At 59.8% G+C, this 21,765-nt stretch carries 20 protein-coding genes; 7 read left to right on the forward strand and 13 right to left on the reverse strand.

The features are described 5' to 3' along the window. Window positions 1-48 precede the first annotated feature (48 nt). Window positions 49-816 carry a class III extradiol ring-cleavage dioxygenase gene (locus DNK50_RS12260; RefSeq protein ID WP_112194255.1) on the reverse strand — a complete coding sequence of 256 codons (768 nt, stop codon included), beginning with the start codon at window positions 814-816 and terminating at the stop codon, window positions 49-51. A 103-nt stretch (window positions 817-919) separates the two neighbouring features. On the opposite strand from DNK50_RS12260, the gene DNK50_RS12265 reads away from it, so the two are divergent. Further along, a complete protein-coding gene (locus DNK50_RS12265; RefSeq protein WP_112194257.1) occupies window positions 920-1,576 on the forward strand; it encodes a thiopurine S-methyltransferase in 657 nt (218 codons plus the stop codon). A 55-nt stretch (window positions 1,577-1,631) separates the two neighbouring features. On the opposite strand, the gene htpX is transcribed toward DNK50_RS12265, so the two are convergent. Both htpX and DNK50_RS12275 read right to left on the reverse strand, forming a co-directional pair. Beyond that, a complete protein-coding gene (gene htpX, locus DNK50_RS12270) occupies window positions 1,632-2,519 on the reverse strand; it encodes a protease HtpX (RefSeq protein ID WP_099586798.1) in 888 nt (295 codons plus the stop codon). A gap of 305 nt (window positions 2,520-2,824) precedes the next feature. Next, window positions 2,825-4,036: a pyridoxal phosphate-dependent aminotransferase gene (locus tag DNK50_RS12275; RefSeq protein ID WP_017136168.1), complete on the reverse strand. Its 1,212-nt coding sequence runs from the start codon at window positions 4,034-4,036 to the stop codon at window positions 2,825-2,827. Between the two features lie 202 nt (window positions 4,037-4,238). Here DNK50_RS12275 and msrB point away from each other — a divergent pair, with 202 nt between their 5' ends. From msrB to DNK50_RS12290, 3 genes are all read left to right on the forward strand, one after another. After that, entirely contained in the window at window positions 4,239-4,631 is a 393-nt protein-coding gene (msrB, locus tag DNK50_RS12280) for a peptide-methionine (R)-S-oxide reductase MsrB (RefSeq protein WP_112194259.1), read from the forward strand. Between the two features lie 132 nt (window positions 4,632-4,763). Next, a complete protein-coding gene (locus DNK50_RS12285) occupies window positions 4,764-5,249 on the forward strand; it encodes a glutathione peroxidase (protein ID WP_099586796.1) in 486 nt (161 codons plus the stop codon). Continuing rightward, window positions 5,246-5,737, forward strand: coding sequence for a MarR family winged helix-turn-helix transcriptional regulator (locus DNK50_RS12290; protein WP_112194261.1), 492 nt, complete (start codon window positions 5,246-5,248; stop codon window positions 5,735-5,737). Before DNK50_RS12285 ends, DNK50_RS12290 begins: the two co-directional genes overlap by 4 nt. Here DNK50_RS12290 and DNK50_RS12295 read toward each other — a convergent pair. After that, a complete protein-coding gene (locus DNK50_RS12295) occupies window positions 5,691-8,000 on the reverse strand; it encodes a response regulator (RefSeq protein WP_112194263.1) in 2,310 nt (769 codons plus the stop codon). The genes DNK50_RS12290 and DNK50_RS12295 overlap by 47 nt on opposite strands. 163 nt (window positions 8,001-8,163) lie before the next feature. Between DNK50_RS12295 and DNK50_RS12300 the strand changes: the two genes are divergently transcribed. Further along, window positions 8,164-9,054, forward strand: coding sequence for an ATP-binding protein (locus DNK50_RS12300; protein ID WP_112194265.1), 891 nt, complete (start codon window positions 8,164-8,166; stop codon window positions 9,052-9,054). After that, window positions 9,051-9,533: a GAF domain-containing protein gene (locus DNK50_RS12305; protein ID WP_112194267.1), complete on the forward strand. Its 483-nt coding sequence runs from the start codon at window positions 9,051-9,053 to the stop codon at window positions 9,531-9,533. Before DNK50_RS12300 ends, DNK50_RS12305 begins: the two co-directional genes overlap by 4 nt. Before the next feature lie 29 nt (window positions 9,534-9,562). Here DNK50_RS12305 and DNK50_RS12310 read toward each other — a convergent pair whose 3' ends face one another. The 8 genes from DNK50_RS12310 to DNK50_RS12345 all read right to left on the reverse strand — a co-directional run bounded on the left by DNK50_RS12310 (window position 9,563) and on the right by DNK50_RS12345 (window position 18,357). Further along, window positions 9,563-13,198 carry a transporter substrate-binding domain-containing protein gene (locus DNK50_RS12310; protein ID WP_112194269.1) on the reverse strand — a complete coding sequence of 1,212 codons (3,636 nt, stop codon included), beginning with the start codon at window positions 13,196-13,198 and terminating at the stop codon, window positions 9,563-9,565. 8 nt (window positions 13,199-13,206) lie between these two features. Next, window positions 13,207-13,827: a response regulator transcription factor gene (locus DNK50_RS12315; RefSeq protein WP_099586790.1), complete on the reverse strand. Its 621-nt coding sequence runs from the start codon at window positions 13,825-13,827 to the stop codon at window positions 13,207-13,209. Window positions 13,828-14,083: 256 nt separating this feature from the next. Next, window positions 14,084-14,479, reverse strand: coding sequence for a response regulator (locus DNK50_RS12320; protein ID WP_099586789.1), 396 nt, complete (start codon window positions 14,477-14,479; stop codon window positions 14,084-14,086). A gap of 171 nt (window positions 14,480-14,650) precedes the next feature. Continuing rightward, window positions 14,651-15,982 (reverse strand): deoxyguanosinetriphosphate triphosphohydrolase, encoded by a 1,332-nt coding sequence (locus DNK50_RS12325; RefSeq protein ID WP_099586788.1) that lies wholly within the window; start codon window positions 15,980-15,982, stop codon window positions 14,651-14,653. Window positions 15,983-16,053: 71 nt separating this feature from the next. Continuing rightward, window positions 16,054-17,217: an EAL domain-containing protein gene (locus DNK50_RS12330; RefSeq protein WP_099586787.1), complete on the reverse strand. Its 1,164-nt coding sequence runs from the start codon at window positions 17,215-17,217 to the stop codon at window positions 16,054-16,056. 95 nt (window positions 17,218-17,312) lie between these two features. Continuing rightward, complete coding sequence (locus DNK50_RS12335) at window positions 17,313-17,654, reverse strand: hypothetical protein (protein WP_099586786.1); 342 nt, start codon at window positions 17,652-17,654, stop codon at window positions 17,313-17,315. Then, window positions 17,651-18,040 carry a phage holin family protein gene (locus DNK50_RS12340; RefSeq protein WP_099586785.1) on the reverse strand — a complete coding sequence of 130 codons (390 nt, stop codon included), beginning with the start codon at window positions 18,038-18,040 and terminating at the stop codon, window positions 17,651-17,653. The genes DNK50_RS12335 and DNK50_RS12340 overlap by 4 nt, the downstream gene beginning before the upstream one ends. A gap of 2 nt (window positions 18,041-18,042) precedes the next feature. Beyond that, window positions 18,043-18,357: a YqjD family protein gene (locus DNK50_RS12345; RefSeq protein WP_032889079.1), complete on the reverse strand. Its 315-nt coding sequence runs from the start codon at window positions 18,355-18,357 to the stop codon at window positions 18,043-18,045. A 346-nt stretch (window positions 18,358-18,703) separates the two neighbouring features. Between DNK50_RS12345 and DNK50_RS12350 the strand changes: the two genes are divergently transcribed. Beyond that, window positions 18,704-19,912 carry an ammonium transporter gene (locus DNK50_RS12350; RefSeq protein WP_112194271.1) on the forward strand — a complete coding sequence of 403 codons (1,209 nt, stop codon included), beginning with the start codon at window positions 18,704-18,706 and terminating at the stop codon, window positions 19,910-19,912. On the opposite strand, the gene DNK50_RS12355 is transcribed toward DNK50_RS12350, so the two are convergent. Next, window positions 19,899-21,632, reverse strand: a complete 1,734-nt coding sequence (locus tag DNK50_RS12355; protein ID WP_162633375.1) for a monovalent cation:proton antiporter-2 (CPA2) family protein — start codon at window positions 21,630-21,632, stop codon at window positions 19,899-19,901. The genes DNK50_RS12350 and DNK50_RS12355 overlap by 14 nt on opposite strands. Window positions 21,633-21,765 lie beyond the last annotated feature (133 nt).

Here is a 21,765-nt window from a genome sequence, read left to right on the forward strand (position 1 = left end):
CGACTGGTTCGGGGATTTTTTTTGCGTCGCTGTTTTAACCATTACGAGTTAGCCGAAGCGGTAAATGTCCATGCCCAGCGCGCCCATGGTGAAACCTTGGTGCGCGATGCTGAAACCCCCGCCCGCACCACGCGCAAAGTAGAGCGGCAACAGGTGTTCATCGCTTGGATGGCTGCGAACTGCGTAGGGCGCTTGGCGGCGATAGTCGTGCAGTGCGGCTTCGTCGTTGGCAACAAGCTTCTCCACGACCCAGTCGCGGAAACCCCGCGCCCAAGGCTCGATGCTTTCAGGCCCGGCGTGCCAGTCCAGTTCGCCCAGGTTGTGAGTGATACTGCCCGAACCGATCAGCAGAACACCTTGCTCGCGCAAGCTGGCCAAGGCATGGCCGACTTGTGTCTGCAGGGCAGGGCCCATGTGGCTGGGCAGGGACACCTGCACCACCGGGATATCCGCGGCGGGGTACATCAGCGACAGCGGCACCCAAGTGCCGTGGTCGAAAGGGCGCTGGTCGTCAATGCGCGGATTCAGGCCATCGGCGTGCAACAGTTGGACAATCTCGCGGGCCAGTTGCGGGTCGCCCGGCGCCGGGTATTGCACGGCAAACAGTTCACGGGGGAAGCCGCCGAAGTCGTGCCAGGTTTCCGGTGCGGCGCTGCCGCTGACAAGCAAATCCTGGCTTTCCCAATGCGCCGACACCACCACGATTGCCTTCGGGCGGGGCAGCTCGGCCGCCAGGCGTTGCAGCGCCGGGCCGCTGGCGCCAGGTTGCAGGGCGAGCATGGGCGAACCGTGTGAGATAAACAGGCTAGGGAGCATAAGTTGGGTCCTGAGCGTTAACATGGGCCCATCTTCAATCAGATCATTGATCTAAATCTAATATAAGTTTTAGTGCCTTTTGATCGAGATTTCTGGGGGATCCATGGAACCTAAGTTTTGGCAGGAGCGCTGGGCGCGCAATCAGATCGGCTTCCATCGGTCCGAGGTCAACCCTTACCTGCAAAGGCATTGGGCTTCTTTGGCGTTGGCTGAGGGCGCCAAGGTGCTGGTGCCTTTGTGTGGCAAAAGCCTGGACTTGATGTGGCTGGCCAGCCACGGCTATCGCGTGCTCGGCGTTGAACTGTCGGAGCAAGCGGTTGAAGCCTTCTTCAGTGAGCAGAACCTGACGCCGCGAACCACTCGGCGCGGCGCGTTCAAGGTGTACCAGGCGGATTTGATCGAAGTGTGGTGCGGTGATTTCTTCGCCCTGGACGCTGAGGTGCTGGCTGATTGCACTGCGCTCTACGACCGCGCCGCCCTGATCGCCTTGCCACCGCTGATGCGCGCGCAGTACGCCGAGCATCTGAACAGCCGCTTGCGCCCAGGCTGCCAAGGATTGCTCATCACCCTCGACTACGACCAGACGCAAAAGGCCGGCCCGCCGTTTGCCGTGACGGATGACGAGGTGAAGGTGCTGCTGGAAGCGCACTGGAGCCTGCAGGTGATCGAGGAGCAAGACATTCTTGGTGAGAGCTGGAAGTTCGTGCAGGACGGCGTCACGGGCTTGGACGAGCGCGTCTACAAAATGGCGCGGGTATAAAGGGGCGCCCACAAAAAAGGGGCGATCCATCGCCCCTTTTTTGCATTACCGGGTATCAGCCCCGACGACGTAGCGCGTCAATACGCTCTTCCAGCGGTGGGTGGCTCATGAACATGCGCGCCAGGCCCTGCTTGATGCCGCCGTTGATGCCGAAGGCGGTCAGGCTGTCAGGCATGTGCACCGGCAGGCCCTGTTCGGAGCGCAGGCGTTGCAGCGCACTGATCATTGCGCTGGTGCCCGCCAGGCGTGCGCCGGCTTCGTCTGCCCGGAACTCGCGTTTGCGCGAGAACCACATCACGATCGCACTGGCCAGGAAGCCCAGTACCACTTCGGCGAAGATGGTCGCCACGAAGTAGGCGATACCGCGACCGCCTTCGTTCTTGAAGATCACCTTGTCGACAAAATTGCCGATGATCCGCGCAAAGAACATCACGAAGGTGTTCACCACGCCTTGCACCAGTGCCAGGGTGATCATGTCGCCGTTGGCAACGTGGCCAATCTCGTGCGCGAGTACTGCCTTCACTTCATCGGGTGAGAAACGTTCGAGCAAGCCCTGGCTGACGGCCACGAGCGCGTCGTTCTTGTTCCAGCCCGTTGCAAAGGCGTTGGCCTCATAAGCAGGGAAAATCCCGACTTCGGGCATTTTGATACCTGCCTCTTGGGACAACTGCTCCACGGTTTGCATCAGCCATTGTTCATGGCGAGTGCGTGGTTGGGTGATGACCTGGGTGCTGGTGCTCATCTTCGCCATCCACTTGGAGATGAACAGCGAGAACAGCGAGCCGGCAAAACCAAAGACCGCACAGAAAATCAGCAGCTGATTGAGGTTCAGATCAACCCCGTTGGCCGCCATGAACCCGTTGAAGCCGAAAAGGCTCAGGGTGATGCTGGCAATCAGCACGACCGCCAGGTTGGTGGCCAAGAACAGCAGGATGCGCATCATGGTTGTAGAGTTCTCCTCATGCTTAATATGTCGCTTACTGCGGGGTATATAAGGTGCGGCATGGGGTGATTCAACCGAGCGACTATTTCAAACTGTGTCCTACAGCTCGAATGTAGAGTCTTGAAGGGATTTTCCGACCGGGAATGCTACCCCTTACAAGCCGTTCATGGTCTTGTGGCCCAACAATTATAGGGGGCTTGAGGCCATAGAGCGGCACGGGCGGTATGAGGGGAGGGGTGAAGACAGAGAAGTGTTGCCAGATAATCGCTGTACGACCGAATGTCGGTCGTACAGCGTCATATCCCCTACTGGCGATAGGACTTGAGGAAATTGCCGATACGTCCAATCGCCATGTCCAGGTCATCCACACGCGGTAAGGTAACCACGCGGAAGTGATCCGGCCACGGCCAGTTGAACGCGGTGCCCTGCACCACCAGCAGTTTTTCCGACAGCAGCAAGTCGAGCACGAACTTCTCGTCGTTGAGGATCGGGCACACCTTCGGGTCGATCCGTGGGAACGCGTACAACGCACCCATGGGTTTCACGCAGCTCACGCCCGGGATCGCGTTGAGCAGTTCCCACGTGCGGTTGCGCTGCTCCAGCAGGCGGCCCTGGGGCAGAACCAGGTCATTGATGCTCTGGTAGCCGCCCAGTGCGGTCTGGATTGCGTGTTGGCTCGGCACGTTGGCACACAGGCGCATGTTGGCCAGCATGTCGATACCTTCGATGTAGCTCTGGGCGTTGTGCTTGGGACCGGAGATGGCGATCCAGCCGGAGCGGAAGCCCGCCACGCGGTAGGACTTGGACAGGCCGTTGAAGGTCAGGCACAGCAGGTCCGGCGCCAGGGAGCCCGTGCAGATATGGACCGCATCGTCGTAGAGAATCTTGTCGTAGATCTCGTCGGAGAACACCACCAGGTTGTGCTGGCGGGCCAGTTCGAGCATGCCCAGCAGCACTTCTTTAGAGTAAACCGCGCCGGTAGGGTTGTTCGGGTTGATGATCACCAGCGCCTTGGTGTTCGGGGTGATCTTGGCCTTGATGTCGGCCAGGTCCGGGAACCAATCGGCGCCCTCGTCGCACAGGTAGTGCACCGGGTGGCCACCGGCCAGGGTCACGGCGGCGGTCCACAGTGGATAGTCCGGTGCTGGTACCAGCACTTCGTCGCCGTTGTTGAGCAGCGCCTGCATGGACATCACGATCAGCTCGGACACGCCATTGCCCAGGTAGATGTCTTCGATGCCGACACCTTCAACCTGCTTCTGCTGGTAGTACTGCATCACCGCCTTGCGTGCGCTGAACAGGCCCTTGGAGTCGCTGTAGCCCTGTGCGGTAGGCAGGTTGCGGATCACGTCCTGGAGGATTTCGTCCGGCGCTTCGAAACCAAAGGGCGCCGGGTTGCCAATGTTCAGCTTGAGGATGCGATGGCCTTCCTCTTCCAGGCGCTTGGCGTGCTTGAGCACTGGGCCGCGAATGTCATAGCAGACGTTGGCGAGCTTGTTCGATTTGCTGACCTGCATGGCGATGTGATCCTGAAAATGAACGATCCAGACGGTGTGGACACTACCGTACTGTGAAACCTGCGGGGCCCGCACCCATAAATACGTTTGAATGCCGATAGCGCGGGTGCCAGACTGGCGTTTTGAAGAGGCGCAATCATACGTGCCGCCTGATCCATGGAAAAGACACAGATCAGGCTTTTTCAGTTGCCGAGGTGTACCGATGGATAAGTTGCAGAAAACCGTTGAAGAGTGGAAAGCCATGCTCGATCCCGAGCAGTACAACGTGTGCCGGCTCAAAGGTACCGAGCGCCCGTTCAGCGGCAAGTACAACGACACCAAGACCGACGGCGTGTACCACTGCATCTGCTGCAATGCGCCGCTGTTCGACTCCGCCACCAAATTTGATTCCGGCTGCGGCTGGCCGAGCTTTTACGCGCCGATTGCCGACAGCGCGATGATCGAGATCCGTGACGTCAGCCACGGCATGATCCGCACCGAAGTCACCTGCGCCAAGTGTGATGCGCATCTGGGCCATGTATTCCCGGATGGTCCGCCGCCGACCGGTTTGCGTTATTGCATCAACTCGGTGTGCCTTGACCTGGTCCCGCGCTGAGTCTTCGTGGTGAGGGAGCCTGCTCCCTCATCCCGTGCCCATAAGGCACTATCATTCCGATCAATTCAATTGCACACAATTGAATCGCCTACTATCTTTCTCCTTCTTCTCCCTTTTTCTTGAGGCACTGCCATGAGCGACAACCTGCTGAGCATCCCTTGCACCACCATCAAAGGTGAGCAAAAGACCTTGGCCGATTTCGCCGGCAAGGCCGTGCTGGTGGTCAACACTGCCAGCAAGTGTGGTTTCACCCCGCAGTACAAGGGGCTGGAACAGCTTTGGCAGCAATACAAGGATCAGGGCTTGGTGGTGCTGGGCTTTCCCTGCAACCAGTTCGGCAAGCAGGAGCCGGGTGACGAAGGTGCGATCTCAGAATTCTGCGAGCTGAATTTCGGTGTCAGCTTCCCGTTGTTCAAGAAGATCGACGTGAATGGCAGCGATGCCCATCCACTGTTCGTGCAACTGAAAAAACAGGCGCCGGGCCTGCTGGGTTCCAAAGGCATCAAGTGGAACTTCACCAAGTTCCTCATCGGCCGCGACGGCCAGGTGGTCAAGCGCTTTGGCCCCACCACCAAGCCGCAGGACCTGACCCAAGAGATCGAAGCCCTGCTCAAATGATCCAGCCGCCCGCCGTGTCCCTGGCCCTGGACAACCAGCTGTGTTTCAAGCTCTACGCTGCTTCCAGGGCTGTTACACGCGCCTATAAGCCGATGCTCGACCAATTGGGCCTGACCTATCCGCAATATGTGGTGATGCTGGTGTTGTGGGAGTGGCACGACACGCCAACGTCGCAACCAACAGTCAAAGCCCTGGGCGAACGCCTGATGCTCGACTCGGGTACGTTGACGCCCTTGCTCAAGCGTCTGGAGCAACTTGCGCTGGTGCGGCGCCGGCGCAGTGCCCAGGATGAGCGGGAGGTTCACCTGAGCCTGAGTGACAGCGGCGTACAGCTGCGTGATCAGACCCTCGCCCTGAAAACCCGGTTGCTGTGCGCCAGTGGGGTTGACCTGAACCAGGCTGACGCCTTGCGTGACGGTCTGGATCAGTTGCTGGTGCAGATCAGAGCGTTGTCGTCCGAGGCACCCACAGGTCCAGCAGGGCATTGAGTTCTTCGCGGCGGAACGGTTTGGCCAGGTAGTCATTCATGCCCGCCGCACGGCACCGCTCGCGCTCCTCGGACAGGGCGTTGGCGGTCAACGCGACAATCGGCAGGTCCGGCCAGCGCCCGCTGCGGCGAATCTGTCGGCTGGCTTCATAGCCATCCATCACCGGCATGTTGCAGTCCATCAGCACCAGGTCGAAGGGTTGCTCTTCGAGGAGTTTGAGCGCTTCGCCGCCATGGGGCGCCACAATCACCTCGCAGCCCAGTTTGCTGAGCATGCCCTTGGCCACCAGTTGATTGACCGGGTTGTCCTCCACCAGCAGGATGCGCGCGCGATGCGCGAGGGGGGCGGCATCCAGCTGGATCGGATCAAGGATCAACTGCGTGCCTCTGTGCATGTTGCGCAGCAGGATCTGATACAGCGCGGTGCGGCTCAAAGGACGCGCCTGTTGGTGCAGGGGTACCAGCGCTGCCACTTCCTCGCTGGGCATGAAATTGCCATAGGCCGTCACCAGCAAAATGGGTGCGGTAATGCCCGGCCGTATGCGGAACAGGCATTCCGGGCAATCGGTAATAAGCAGGTCAGGCGTTTGCCCGCTCAAATCGTCATCCATGGTGAAACAACGCGGTGTCAGCCCCCAACTGGGCAGCAGTGTGGTGAGCAACTCCGTCAGGCCGCCGCCAGCGCTGGTGATGGCGATGACCTGGCCGCTCAGCGGCGGCGGCTGCACGGCGGGCAAATGGGTGGGCAGCGGCAGGTCTGCGCAGAATTGGCTGCCAAAGCCCACCTCCGAGCTGATACTCAACCGTCCCTTCATGGCTTCACAGAGGTTGTGGGTCAGCGCCAGACCCAGGCCCGTCCCGCCAAACTGGCGAGTGATACCGGCACCGGCCTGGGTGAACGGTTGGAAGATCTTCACCTGGGCATCCTGCGCAATGCCGATGCCGGTATCGCAGACTTCAATACGCACGCCGCCGTCGTGGGTGTGCAGGCGCACATCAACGCGACCGAAGCGTGTGAACTTGAGGGCGTTGGACAGTAAGTTGCTGACAATCTGCCGCACACGGGTCGGGTCGCCCAGTACCTGGGCCGGAAACTGCGGGTCGATCAGGCACGTCAGTTCCACGCTCGGCGCTGCGTTCTGTGACAAGAGGTTCGCGGTGTCTTCCACCAGCGCGCCGAGGTCGAACGGGATGCGCTCCAGCTCCAACTGCCCGGCATCAAACTTGGACAGGTCGAGAATATCGTTGAGCAATTCCACCAGCACTTTGCCCGAGTCGTGGGCGATAGACAGTTGCTGGCGTTGCTCGGCGTTCAGCGGGCTGTCCAGCGACAGCGCGATCATGCCCAGCAGGCCGTTGAGTGGGGTGCGGATTTCGTGGCTCATGTTTGCGAGGAAAGCCGCCCGGGCCTGAGCCATGGCCAATGCATTCATCTTTGCCGCTTCGAGCTCATTGTTGGTCTGGGTCAGGCGCTGGTTGCTGGCCTTGAGTTCGAGGGTGCGAGCGGAGACGATGTCCTCCAGTTGCCCCAGGTATTCCGTCAATCGGTCTTCGGCGTGACGGCGTTGCTGGATTTCGGTTTCCATGTTTTCGAATTGCTGGTTGGCGACATTCACCAACACGCCGATTTCATCGTGCTCATGCCCCGGCGGGCAATCCAGGCGGGCCTGCTTGCGGGTGCTCAGTTCACGGATAATGCGCACCAGCGGTTGAGTCAGCATCACATAGAACAGGCCCAGCAGAATCCCGGTCAGCAGCAGGCTGCGGGCAAATCCGTTGAGCAGGGTGATCTCGGCGCGGCGTAGGAACCGGCTGCCAAAAGCGTAGGTGTCGACATCCAGACGTAGTACGCCCAGTGACTCGTTGGGCATGTGGCTCAGGAACAGTTGATCTTCGAACTGGCGGTTGGCGCCAAACATGAAGTCACTGATAGGCCGGTAAGTGCTTTCCTTGCGTGGCCGGTCGACATCGGCGAGTACCACGCCGTTGTTGTCGATCAACTGCGCGCGAATGATGGCTGGGGAGTGCAACAGGCCGCGGGTCAGCTCCTGGGCCAGTTCGGCATCGATGTTGTAGGCAATACGTGACGCCGGGTTATGGCTGATTTCGATCAGCGAGCGTATTTCACGGTTGATGGATGCGTCTTCACTGGCATAATCAATGCCGATTTGGATCAGGCTGAGCAAGGTTCCCAAGACGAAACCGACCAGCACAGTCAATCTGGCTTGTTTAAAAGACAAGCGGTGGGCGAATTTGATATCCATCGAGTGTTGAACCACTTCACGTTTCCCTTCGCCCGGCAAGCATAGCTGAACATCCACAGGCTCAGGCTTGCCCGGCATAAATCGTTTTTTACGCAGCCCCAAGCGGTCTGTCGCAGGGTTGCCAATACGCCATCTTTTACAAGAACTTGCCAGAGGAATAATCGTGGACTCTCGATTGAATGCCTTTCTGGAGCGGGCCGATGCAGTGCTCGCTCGTCTGGAACCCTTGTTGCCCGCGCCACGCCAAGCCATCGACTGGAACCATTGCCTGGCCGCCCGTTGGCAGCGTGAAGGCCGCAGTGGTTTCCTGTTGCCCCTGGATGTGAGCCTGGACATGCGCCTGTCCGACCTGATTGGCGTGGACAAGCAACGTGAAACACTGGCGCGCAACACTCAGCAGTTTCTGGATGGGCTGCCCGCCAACCATGCGTTGCTGTGGGGTTCGCGCGGTACTGGTAAATCGTCCATGGTGCGCGCGTTGCTCGCCCAACATGCCGAGGCCGGTTTGCGCCTGATCGAAATCGAGCGTGACCACCTGGCCGACTTGCCCCGTGTGGTTGAGCAACTGCTCAAGCTGCCGCAGCGTTTCATCCTGTTTTGTGACGACCTGTCGTTCGAGGCCGGCGAGGGCGACTACCGGGTACTCAAGAGCGTACTGGATGGCTCCCTGGAACAGGCGCCTGAAAACGTGCTGCTGTATGCCACGTCCAACCGCCGTCACTTGGTGCCGGAAAACCAGAGCGACAACGACAACTGGAAGCGCGTGGATGGCGAACTGCACCCCAGTGAGGCGGTGGAAGACAAGATTGCCCTGTCCGACCGTTTTGGCTTGTGGCTGTCGTTCTACCCGTTCACCCAGGAGCATTACCTGGATGTGGTCGAGCACTGGATCGGTGAGCTGGCGAACAAGGCGGGTTTGCAGTGGCAGCGCGATGAAGCCCTCGACATTCTGGCCGTGCGCTGGGCGACCGGGCGCGGCAACCGCAACGGCCGTTGCGCGTATCAATTCGCCCGTTATTGGGTGGGCCTCAAATTATTGGAGCGTCAACCATGATCGATTTACAACAAGCCGGCACCGGTCTCGGTGGCTATGCCCTGCTGTGTGCCCAGTTGGAGTCGCTGCTGGCGGATGAACGCGATTTCATTGCCAACAGCGCGCAGTTTTCCGCTTTCCTGTTTAGCCAGTTGGATGACCTGAACTGGGCCGGCTTTTACCTTAACCGCAATGAAGAGCTGGTACTCGGCCCATTCCAGGGGCAGATCGCGTGTGTGCGTATTCCGTTTGGCCGAGGGGTCTGCGGTGCCGCTGCGGCCTCGCGGCAAACCCAACGGGTGGAAGATGTGCACGCGTTCCCCGGGCATATCGCTTGTGACAGCGCGTCCAACAGCGAACTGGTGGTGCCACTGGTCAAGGACGGCAAGTTGATTGGCGTCCTCGACCTCGATAGCCCCTTGCTGGCCCGCTTTACCCCTCAGGACCAGGCGGGAATCGAACATCTGGCGGCAATCTTCCTGCGCTTGACCGACTGCTGATCAAGCAGGGGGGGGCGTAGCACGCCCCCTTATTGACCCTCCATCCTGTCAAGCTGCACCTGCAGCATCCTCTCCATCTCCAGCATCAGCTTTTCCAGGGATTTCACACCCGCATTGATCAGATGTCGTTCATCGCCGTGGGCACAGGTCTGTTCAAGGGCTTCGCAGTGCGAGGCCAGCGTACTGGCTTGAACGATGCGGGCAGCGCCCTTGATCTTGTGAGCCTGTTCGATGATGTTCTGGGCCGGGGCCTGCGCAGCCATCAGTGCGACCAACTCTTGGCGATCCTGACGGCTGCTTTTCAGTAGCTCTTCCAGCAAGCGACGGCTCATGTGCGGGTCGCCACCGGTAAGGTTCTCGAAATTGCCGAGGTCCAGGATCATGTGGGTGGGTTGCGGACTGATCTTTGCCAGTTGCCGTTCCAGCGCCGTGAGGCTAATGGGTTTGAACAGGCAGTCGTTCATGCCTGCTTCTGCGCAGCGGTGCTTCTCCTCGGGCTGTGCATTGGCGGTGAAGCCCAGCACGACGCAGGGCTTCAGGTGTTCGCGTTGTTCATATTCGCGGATTGAGCGACTCAACTCGTAGCCGTTCATGATGGGCATGTTGCAATCGGCGATCACCAGATCGAAGTGCTCCTGGCGCCACGCCTGGAAACCGGTGGCCCCGTTCTGTGCGGCAGTGAACTGGTGGCCCAGGAAACCGAGTTGCTGACACATCAGCAAACGGTTCGCCGGGTGATCGTCCACCACCAGCACATTGAGCACGGTCGCGCTTGCAGGCGCCTCGGATTTGAGTTCGTCCGCCGTCGTCACCGGTTGCAGGCGTGTCATCCTCAGGCTCACATGCACTTGGGTACCCACCATGGGCACGCTGCTCAGGCTCAGTTGCCCGCCCATCATGGCGCACAGGCTGCGACAGATCACCAGCCCCAGGCCTGCGCCGCTCCTGGCCAGTTGCCCGGAATTGTCGGCCTGGGCAAAGGGTTCGAACAGGCGCTTCTGGTCGTCCCGGCTGATACCGATGCCGGTGTCTTCCACCACCAGTTTCATCTCGACCTGTTGCGCCAGCTCAGTGGGTAAGACTTGTACCTTGATTTTTACCTGGCCACGCTCGGTGAACTTGATGGCATTGCTGACCAGGTTCGACAGCACCTGCTTGAAGCGCAGTGGGTCGATCAAGACTTCAGTGTCTTCAAGGTCTGGCGTGAACTCCAGCATCAGGCTGAGGCTCTTTTGACGCGCCAGGCCGTCGAAGACACGCACCACCGACTCGATCACTTCCCGCAGGTTGACGCGCTCCGGTGCCAGGCTCAGGCGCCCGGATTCGATACGCGCGATGTCCAGGATGTCGCCGATCAGTTCCAGCAGATCTTTGGCTGAGTTATAGGCCACTTCGATGGCCGGGCGATCAAGGTGGCCCTGGTCCGCCCGCTTGAGGGTCAGTTCCAGCATGCCGATCACCGCGTTCATCGGTGTGCGGATTTCATGGCTCATGGTCGCAAGGAACGTGCTCTTGGCCCGGTTGGCTTCGTCGGCTCGTTCCTTGGCGGTACGAAGTTCGTCGAACAGCTGGCGTCGCTCACTGATGTCTATCCAGCCACCGATGATGCCCTGAACTTCACCGACCGAGTCACGGTACGGCAGGATCCAGTGGTAGATCGTGAGTTTTTTTCCGCGAATATGCAGGGGGCGGTCCAGGATCATCGGTTTGCCTTCGGCCACCACGCGTTGATAGTCGGCATGGTATTGCGCCGCTTCCGTTGCAAGGGCTGTGCTGATCTGGACCGCACTTTTGCCTATCACGTCTTCGCGCTTGACGTCGAACACCTGCAGGTAGCTGTCATTGCAGGTCTGCAGCAGCCCCCTGCTATCACGTACATAGATCGGGTGCGGGGTTTCATTGACCAGTGCGCGCATGAACTCGAACTGATCATTGAGGGCGCGCTCGGCCATTTTCCGGTGACTGATCTGGCGGCGCATGTAAGCGTTCCAGCTCAGGGAAATCAGCAGCAGCAACCCGGTGCCGATGATGATGCGTGCAATGAGTTGGTGATAGTCACGCCAGTAACTGTCTGAGGCGGCGGTATAGCCGCGCCAACGACTGTTGATCACCCCCAGCTCATCCGGGGCGATGCTGAGCAGGGCTTTGTCGAGGATCGAGCTGAGTTCCGTGGCGCTGCGTGACGTCGCCAATCCAAAGGTGGCGGGCATGGTGCCAATGCTGAAGCTGATTTGAACCTTGTCCTGGAACATCTGCGAGGTCAGAAAGTAATTGGCGACCACCAGGGTATTCACGGCGCCCTCCACATGGCCTTGTACGAGCATCTCGGCTGACTTGAAGGTGTCACCGGCTTCTACCAGTTGAATCTTTGGGAACTGCTCGCGCAGGAATTTTTTCAGCGGGCTGCCCTGAGTGATCGCCAGGCGTTTGCCCTCCATTTCCTCCAGACCTGTGGGTGCCTGGCCGTCCTTGCGCGTCAGCATTACGTAGGAGTTTTCCAGGTAAGGGCGGCTGAAGTTGATTTGAGCCTCGCGTTCGACGCTCGGGATGATCGCCCCGATGATGTCCGCTTTGCCTGTCTCGACGTCTTCGATCATTGCGTTCACATCCTGCCCGCGCTGGATCTCGAAGCGCAGCCCGGTGCGCAGGCGAATCAGTTCCAGCAGGTCGGCGGTGACGCCGTGGAAATTGCCATCGGCATCGAAGAACGTCAGCGGCGCAAAGGTGGGGTTCACGATCACCTTGACCACCGGATTGTCTCTGAGCCAGCGTTCCTCGCGCTGCGTCAGTTGCAGCTTCTGGTCGGTCAACAGGATGTCGCTGCCGGCACTCCAGCGCTTGGCGATCGCTTCCCTTTCGGTGGTAGGCACGGCCCTCAGTGCTGCGTCGACGATGCTCAACAGGGTTTGCTGCTCCTGGGGCATCGCAAAGCTGAATCCATAGGCTTCATGTTTGCCGAAGTTCGCCATGCGGATGTTTTTCAGGTAGCCCTTGTTGATCATGTAGTGCGTGGAGATGGTATCGCCGAGAAAAACGTCTGCCTGGTCGAAAGCCACCGCATTCAAGGCGTTTTGATAAGAGGGGTAGGCGCGGATGATCGCCTTGGGGTACAGCTTCTCCACCTCGCCCAGCGGCAGGTAGTGGTAGACCAGTGCCAGACGCATCCCGGCCAGTCCGTCGCTCAGGCTGCGGGTCTCGCCTTCGCGGGTCACCAGCACCGGCCGGTCTGCGGCATAGGGCTCAGACAGGGTCAGGTTGGGGTTTGCCGCTTCAAAACTGTTGGAGGAGCCCAGTAAATCGATATCCCCAGCTTCAAGGGCCCGAATGGCGGCTTCTCGGGAGGGGTAGCGCAATACCTTTATCGGTAAGGCCAATGCCGTGGCCAGGAGGCCGGCGTAGTCCGCGGTGAGTCCCTCGTAGTCGTGCCCGCTGGAGGTCAGGTCAAACGGCGGATAGTCCGGGTATGCCGTTCCCAGCACCAATTCCCGTTTGTTTTGGAGCCATTGGCGCTGGGCCTTGTTCAGGTGGGTTTCCAGTTGCATGGAGTTTGCGCGACTCAATAGGTCGAAATGTTCCGGGCTCGCTGGAGGGGTTGCAGGCACGGCAGTGCTGAAGCACAAACCGGCACTCAATATAATCAAATAGTCCTTTATACGGCTGGGCATCCGCTTTCTCACACTAGCGCGTTTCGTTTTGCCATCTCGATAAGTTCTACCAAAGACTTGGCTTGAAGTTTTTGCATTAACCTCTTTTTGTAGGTGCTTACTGTTTTGTTGCTCAGAAACATGCCTTTGGCGATTTCCTTGTTGGTGCGACCTTGTGCGAAAAGTTGCAATACCATTAACTCGCGATCGTTAACGGCCTTGAACAGTTCAAGCTCCTTGCCGCTTTCGTCATTGGTGTTCAAGGCCTGGCTGGGGAAGTAGTTGTAACCTGACAAGACGGCACGGATGGCGCTCATCAGTTCACTCAGGTCGCCTTCCTTGCACACATAGCCATCGGCGCCTGAACGCATGCAGCGTGTGGCAAACAGGGTGGGCGATTGAGCCGTCAGCACCAGGGTTTTCATCGAGGTGTTCATGGCGTTGAACCGGCACAGCACTTCCAGTCCATCGAGTTTCGGAATGCTGATGTCGAGGATGATCAGGTCCGGCATGCATTCGCGGACCATTTGGATGGCGTCGCACCCGTTATCCGTTTCGCCGACGACTTTGAAATTCTCTTCATGTTCCAACAACATTCGTATGGCGAGCCTTATAACCGGGTGGTCATCAATAATAAAAACTGTGTTCATGATCGTATTCCATGCGTGTGCAAATAAAGCGGGCACATTAGCTCAGAAGCTAAGGCAGGAGCATGAACTTGAAGGGGAGTAGGTATAAAACAGGAAAATTCCTACATCAAAAAAGGTAAAGGCCTACCGGCTGATAAGGCGTTGTAGGGCGAAAAGCCTATATTTCGCAGGGGCGTGAACTGAATCGTGGTGCCAGGGATTTTGCGGACGTTATGCGTGCAGTTTTCGACGGGTTTATATGTTTTAAGTCCTACATTTATAGTGTGAGTAATGGCAGGGTCAAACCTGCAAGTTCATCTTTGTTTAATGGCTTCGGCAAGTAGCCGAGCAACGGCAGGCCCCGTTTGAGCGCAAGGGCCTGCAGCGTTGAAAGTTCTGTCACGGGCAGCCCGCTGAGCAGGATGGCGGCCTTGATAAAGCCACGGCGGCTGGCGATTTCAATCAGTTCAAGCCCAGGCAGATCGGGCAGGCACTGATCGCACAGGATAATGTCGAAGGGCGCCTCGGCCTGCGTCATGAAGCGAATCGCCTGTTCGGCGTTTTCCGCCGGGGTCAGATGCTCAAAGCCGAAGCTTTTGAGCAGGCATTGGGTGGCGAGCAATTGAAAGGGGTGATCCTCTACCAACAGGATCCGAAGGGGGTACTTGGGCATAGAAGGCACACGGTGAGTCAAGCGTCGATGGGAGGCACGCAAGAACGGTTCGCCAGATTCGCCCGGAGCGTGCGCGATTATTCCTCGGGTGTTTGTGCGAATTCGATCAGGCCGCTCTGTTCCCTTCGTAGGGCGATTCTCTTCAGGGAACAGGCAACTTGATGCATGACGTTACTGAGGGCTTGAACGCCCGGTCATTTCCCGCGCCATCTCAGTGGCATAGCTGTCGGTCATGCCGGCGATAAAGTCGATCATGCGCAGGAACGAGGCGTGCAGTGGCCAAGCAGGATTCGGCGCATTGTTGCCCAGCAGATCGAGAATGCGCCGGTTCTTGAAGGACGGCGTACGCCCGCCATGCTGCTCCAATGCCGCGCCACAAAAGGCGTTCAGCAGTATTTCCAGCGTGGTGTAGGCGCCAATTTCATGCAAAGTCTTGCGTTTGTCCTGGAAGATCTTCTTGCGCGCCATGTCTTTGGCATCCAGCACGCAGCGTTTGGCCGGGCCGTGCATATGCTCCACCAGATCGCCGGGCAGGGTGCCGGCCAGCAAGGCATCCTGCTGTTCGACGAAGGCTCTCGCCGCCGCGTTGGTCAAATGCTCGATGGCCTTGCCGCGCAGGATCGCCAGCTTGCGTCGGCGCGAGTCCTGGGGGCCGAGTTGCCGATAGGTCTGCGGCAGGTCGTCGCCCACCAGATCAAGCAGCAGCGACTCGACTTCGGCGTATTCCAGCAGATCCATTTCCAGGCCGTCTTCCAGGTCGATCAGGGCGTAGCAGATGTCATCCGCGGCTTCCATCAGATAGACCAGTGGGTGACGGGCCCAGCGTTGTTCTTCGAGTTGTGGCAGGCCGAGCTTGTGGGCGATCTGTTCGAGAATCGGCAGCTCGCTCTGGTAGCAACCGAACTTGTGTTTCTTGTAGCCCAGAGCGTCGGCGTGGCGAGCGGTCCAGGGGTATTTCAGGTAAGTGCCCAGGGTGGCATACGTCAGCCGCGTACCGCCGTCGAACTGGTGGTATTCAAGCTGGGTCAGTACCCGGAAACCTTGGGCATTGCCTTCGAAATTGAGGAAGTCATTGCGCTCGGCGCTGCTCATGTCATCCAGCCAGCCGCGCCCGGCTGCCTGTTGGAACCAGTGGCGGATAGCGTCTTCCCCAGAATGCCCGAATGGCGGATTGCCGATGTCGTGGGCCAGGCAGGCCGATTGCACCACCATGCCCAGATCACTCGGGTCGCACCAGTCGGGCAGGGCGCTGCGCAGGGTTTCGCCGACGCGCATGCCGAGGGAGCGGCCCACGCAACTGACTTCCAGGGAGTGGGTCAGGCGGGTGTGGATATGATCGTTGCTGGACACCGGGTGCACTTGGGTCTTGCGGCCCAGGCGGCGAAACGCGCCGGAGAAAATAATGCGGTCATGGTCTTTGTGAAAGGGGCTGCGGCCGAGTTCTTCCGGGCTGTGCAGGGGCTTTCCAAGCCGTTCGCGGGTAAGCAGGGTAGGCCAATCCAAGGCGGGTACTCTCCGTGCGGTGAATGACCCGCCCAGCTTCCCGGTTCCGCCCTGGCGGGGCAAGCGAAAATCTACAACCCGGCCGCGTCGATATCGATTAACAGCAAGCGCTGACCGTTATCGAAGAATTGTCCGGCGGTGAGGCAATACTGGTTGGTGGTGGCGTCGCGATAAGTCGAGGACAACGTCAGGCGCCGCTCGTCCCACCCTTCGGCCAGCAGGTGGTAGAAATACGGGCGCCACGACCAGTTGTGGCCCAGGTAACGGTTGTCGGCTTGCCAGGCGTCATGGCGCCATTCCAGGTTGGGTGTGAGCTGTGTGCCATGCCGGTCGCACTGATAAAAACGCAGCAGCCAGGGGAAATCCGGCAATTGCGGCAACTGGTCAAGCGGCGCCTGGCCCAGGGCCCAGCTTTGCAGGATTTTCATCAACTCGGTCAATTGCTGGCGCAGGTGCATGATGCGCCCACGCTCCGCCAGTTTCTGCTGGACGTATGTCGTGCGCAGTTGGGCAAAGCGCGGTACGAAAGCGTCGGCGGCAAACCAGTCCAACTGTGCCTGGGCAAACAGATAGCCTTGTACATAGCGCGAGCCGCATTCCAGGGCAAAGCTCAGTTGTGCCTCGGTTTCCACGCCTTCGGCAATGATCCAGCAGCCGGTTTTTTCCGCCATCTGAGCCAGTGCCCGCACCACATCACTGCTCGGCCCGCCCTTGGCGGCTTCCTGGAACAGGCGCATGTCCAGCTTGAGGATATCCGGCTGCAACGCCAGTACCCGGTCAAGCTGGGAGTAGCCCGCGCCGAAGTCATCAATCGCGATGCGCGCACCGGCCTGGCGATACCGCGCGACCACATCGGCCAGGCGCTGGATATCACCGCCCAGTTCAGTGATCTCGAACACGATGCGCTGCGGGTCAACCCCGTGGGCGTGGATTTGTTTCAGACTCGGCAGGGCCTGGCCCGGACGCAATCGGTTGATCCAGCGCGGGGAGATGTTGAGGCTCAGAAACCAGTCTTGGGGCGCTTCATGCAGGCGGCTCAAGGCATTGTCGCGCAGCTGCCGGTCGAGGCGGCGCAAGGTCGTGCCTGGCGTGCGCGGGTCGGCGAACAACGGGCCCACCGACTGCAAGCTGCCGTCGGCCTGGCGCAGGCGTCCCAGTGCCTCTACGCCGGCAATGCGTCCGGTGGCAGTGTCGATAAACGGCTGGAAGCAGGCGAGCGGTTGCCCGTCAATCACAGGGCCTCCTTATGGGAGATAGCGAAAAAAAGAGGCCCGGCCTTCAATGACGAAGGCCGGGCCGATTCTGTTTGCAAGAATGCAGCCAGCAGGGCTTATCCTTTGCGTGAAGTCCCCGCCATCGCCAATTTGATCAGAGGGATCAAACCGGCGCCCAGCCGCACCAGTCGGGTGATGCTGCTGATACTGCCGCCCTTGGCCCCCTTGCCGGTAAAGAAACCCATCAGCGTCACCGCCGCCACGCCCCACAGCGGCGCGTGCTTGATACCCAGGCTGTCCTGCCAGTTGTGGCGCATGTCGCGCACTTTGTGCAGCGGTGCCATCAATTGTTGGGACTCGTGACGGATTTCCTGGCGGTGCATTTCCATGCGCAGGCGGATCAGCGCCTTGCGCATTTCGCGACGGGAAGTGTTGTGCGGGATCTCAGTCAGGCTCATGGCAGCAGGCGCTCCCGATCATTGGCCAGCTCTTCAAGCGTGGCGTGGAAGGGCGTGGATTCATCGAACACCGCAGCTTTCAAGCGCACCCCGCAGAACGCGGCGGCCAGGCTGTAGAACACGCAGAGGCAGATGATGCCGGTCAGACGGTAGCCGGTGTCCCAGACGAGGATCATCACCAGTGTCGACAACCCCACCAGCAATAACAGGGCAAACACCAAGGCCAAGCCGGCAAACAGCAGCAGGCTGACGGTGCGTGCTTTCTGCTCCTGCAATTCGATGCCGAACAGTTCGACGTGGCTGTGCAGCAAGCCTAGAACGGCCGCGCCCAGGCGTCGTGAGGTAGAACTTGCGCCCGTAGCCGAGCCGCTTTCGCCGATAGACATGATTAGCGCCTTGTAGCCAGCAGGCCGATCAAAAAGCCCACGCCGGCCGCGATACCCACCGACTGCCAAGGGTTGGCTTGTACGTAATCTTCCGTAGCAGTGACCGCCGCCTGACCGCGCTCGCGCAAGGAATCTTCGGTCAGTTGCAGGGTCTCGCGGGCCTTGAGCAGGCTTTCATGAATCTTGCTGCGCAGCTCGTCGGCCTGGTCGCCGGCCAGGATCGCCGTGTCATCCAGCAGTTTTTCGGTGTCACTGACCAGGGTTTGAAAATCCGCCATCAGTATTTCCTGGGCTGTCTGTGCTGTTTTTCTGGCCATGGTTATCTCCGTGATTGGCTGATCGGTACGTGTGGTTTCGAGTCACCCGCATCGGTGAAGGTTCAGTGCAATTGTGTGGTACAGCTTTTGCTTTGCCATGGTGCGCATGCACGAGTGCCTGCGCTGAATCTGGGCGGTAAGGCCTCAAGCCATCAAAAACCTTACCCTAAATAACTGAAACTCGCGGAAAAACCCTGTCGGCAACGGCCTGTTGTGTTGATCGCTGCGCTAAAGCGGTTCACGCCCTCTCAAGAGGGGCGGAGCCGGCGGTGCCAATTTAGTGCGTGCAATCGTGGCCTGAACCGCTTTGGTGCTTTTTGCCTTTAATGCAGGCCTGCCAACCTCCATGGAAAATTTGCAAAGTGCGGTGGACACCCTGGTCCACAGCTCAAACACCCTGTTTATCCTGATCGGCGCGGTCATGGTGCTGGCCATGCACGCCGGCTTCGCGTTCCTGGAAGTCGGCACGGTACGCCAGAAAAACCAGGTCAATGCACTGTCGAAGATCCTCAGCGACTTCGCCATCTCCACCCTGGCCTATTTCTTTATAGGCTATTGGATCTCCTACGGCGTGAGCTTCATGCAACCGGCGGCGGTGATCAGCGCCGACCACGGTTATGGCCTGGTGAAGTTCTTCTTCCTGCTGACATTCGCGGCGGCAATCCCGGCGATTATCTCTGGCGGCATTGCCGAGCGTGCAAAGTTCGCTCCGCAGTTGTGCGCCACCGCATTGATCGTGGCGTTTATCTACCCGTTTTTCGAAGGCATGGTCTGGAACGGCAATTTCGGCCTGCAAGCCTGGTTGCTTGCGACCTTTGGTGCCAGCTTCCATGATTTTGCCGGCTCCGTGGTGGTACACGCCATGGGCGGCTGGCTGGCGTTGGCGGCGGTGTTGCTGCTCGGCCCGCGTAACGGGCGCTACAGGGAAGGGCGCCTGGTTGCATTTGCACCGTCGAGCATTCCGTTCCTGGCGCTCGGGTCGTGGATTCTCATCGTCGGCTGGTTCGGCTTTAACGTGATGAGCGCGCAAACCCTCAACGGCGTCAGCGGCCTGGTGGCGGTCAACTCGTTGATGGCGATGGTCGGTGGCACAGTGGCTGCGTTGGTGATCGGGCGTAACGACCCAGGCTTCCTGCATAACGGCCCGCTCGCCGGGCTGGTGGCGATCTGCGCCGGGTCCGACTTGATGCACCCGGTGGGCGCGCTGGTCACTGGGGTAGTCGCCGGTGGGCTGTTTGTGTGGTGCTTCATCGCCGCCCAGGATCGCTGGAAGATTGACGACGTGCTGGGTGTGTGGCCGCTGCATGGCCTGTGCGGTGTGTGGGGCGGGATTGCCTGCGGCATCTTTGGCCAGACGGCGTTGGGCGGCCTGGGCGGCGTGAGCCTGATCAGCCAGTTGATCGGCACCGGCCTCGGCGTGGCGGTTGCATTTGGCGGAGGCCTGCTGGTGTACGGCGGGATCAAGCGCGTCGGCGGCCTGCGCCTGAGCCAGGAGCAGGAGTACTACGGCGCGGATCTGTCGATCCACAAGATCGGCGCGGTCAGTCAGGATTGATCGGCGCGTCGTCGCTGTCCGGCGGCGTGTAAAAGCCGTGGAGCAATCGATAGCGGTTATGCCGCACTTCATCGACCCGCGCCTGCACCTGTTGGTCCGGCAGGCCCAGCAGGATCAAGGCGTGGGAGGCAAGCATCAGGCTCGACTCCAATAGCTCGGGCACCACCTCGCTGGCGCCCGCAGCTTTCAACTCGGCCCACTGGCTGTCATCGCGGGTACGCACCAGGATCGGCACATCGGGGTTGATGCGACGCGCCTCCTTCAGTACCACCAGGGCGACATCGCTGTTGTCCACGGCAATCACCACCAACCGCGCGCGTTCCAGCCCCACTGCACTGAGCAAGGCGCCGCGACGGCAGTCGCCGTAATGCACGCTGCTGTCTTCGGTGGCGGTTTCCTGTACCCGTTCCGGGTCGTCATCCAGGGCGATAAACGTTTGTTGTTCGTGGCGCAGAAAACGCCCGATGGACTGCCCGACGCGGCCGTAGCCACAGATCACCGCGTGGTCGCGCAGCTCGGCATTGAGCGCGGTGATTTCTTCCAGTTGCACTTGCTGGTTGGGCTTGCGGTGCAGGCGCAGGGCAATTGCCGGTGCGGCACGCAACAGCAGTGGCGTCAGCAGCATTGAGCAAAACGTGGCGGCGAGCAGCAGGCCATTGAATTGATCCGGGATCAGCCGGCTTTGCTGCATTTGCGCCATCAGTGCAAAACAGAACTCACCGCCTTGGGCGAGGGCCAGGCCGCTGCGCCAGGCTGTTTCGCTGTCGCTGCCGCGCAGCTTGACCAGCACCGCCACCACGCAACCTTTAACCAGCATCAGTGTAAGCGTCAGGCCAAGGATCAGCAGGCTGTGGCTGATGAACAACTGCAGGTCAATCAACATGCCGATGCTGACGAAAAACAGCCCCAGCAGGATGTCGCGAAACGGGCGGATATCCGCTTCGATCTGGTGACGGTAATGGCTCTCTCCCAGCAGCATACCGGCCAGGAACGCACCGAGGGCCGGGGACAGGCCAAGCAAGTGGGTGAGCCAGGCGGTCAGCAACACGATCACCAGCGCCAGCAGCACAAACAGTTCTGCCGAATGGGACGCGGCGACCTCACGGAACAGGCGCGGCAACAACCAGCGACTGGCCAGCAGCAGGCCAACAAACAGCACCACGGTTTTGCCCAGGGTCAGCGGCAGCGCCCAGTACCAGGCCTGGTCGCTGGTGCCGGCAAACACCGGCACCAGGGTCAACAGCAAAACGGCCACCACGTCCTGGAACAGCAGTACGCCAATCGCATTCTGCCCATGGCTGCTGAAGATTTCCCCAAGGCTGCCCAGCTCTTTGCTGACGATCGCCGTGGAGGACAACGCCAACCCCGCCCCCAGCAGCAAGGCGATGCCGGGCGCCACACCAAAGCCCATCAACAAGCCCCCCAGCAACGTACAGCACCCCAGCACCTGCAAACTGCCCAGGCCAAACACCACGCGGCGCAGGGCGAGCATCTTGGTCAGGGAGAACTCCAGGCCCAGGGAAAACAGCAGGAACACCACGCCAAGCTCGGCGAGATCGGGCAGCTCTTCGCTGTCATTCACCCAGTCCAGCGCCGTAGGCCCCACCGCCAGGCCCACGCACAGGTAGCCCAGCACAGGCGGCAGTTGCAGCCGGCGAAACAGCGCAATCACCACCAGGGATGAGGCCAGAATGATCAGCAGGTTGGCGAACACAAGCATCTCCGTTGCAGGGTGAGCGGGCAAAAAGCCGCGAGAATCGCTGAATCAGTTATAGGCCATGCTGATCTGGATCAGGGTTTATCGGCTCGCCACCGCTACTGAGCAGGCCTAGAATGTTGATCTGTTATCTGAT

This window comes from Pseudomonas sp. LG1E9 (assembly GCF_003290225.1).
Lineage (GTDB): Bacteria > Pseudomonadota > Gammaproteobacteria > Pseudomonadales > Pseudomonadaceae > Aquipseudomonas > Aquipseudomonas cyclaminis.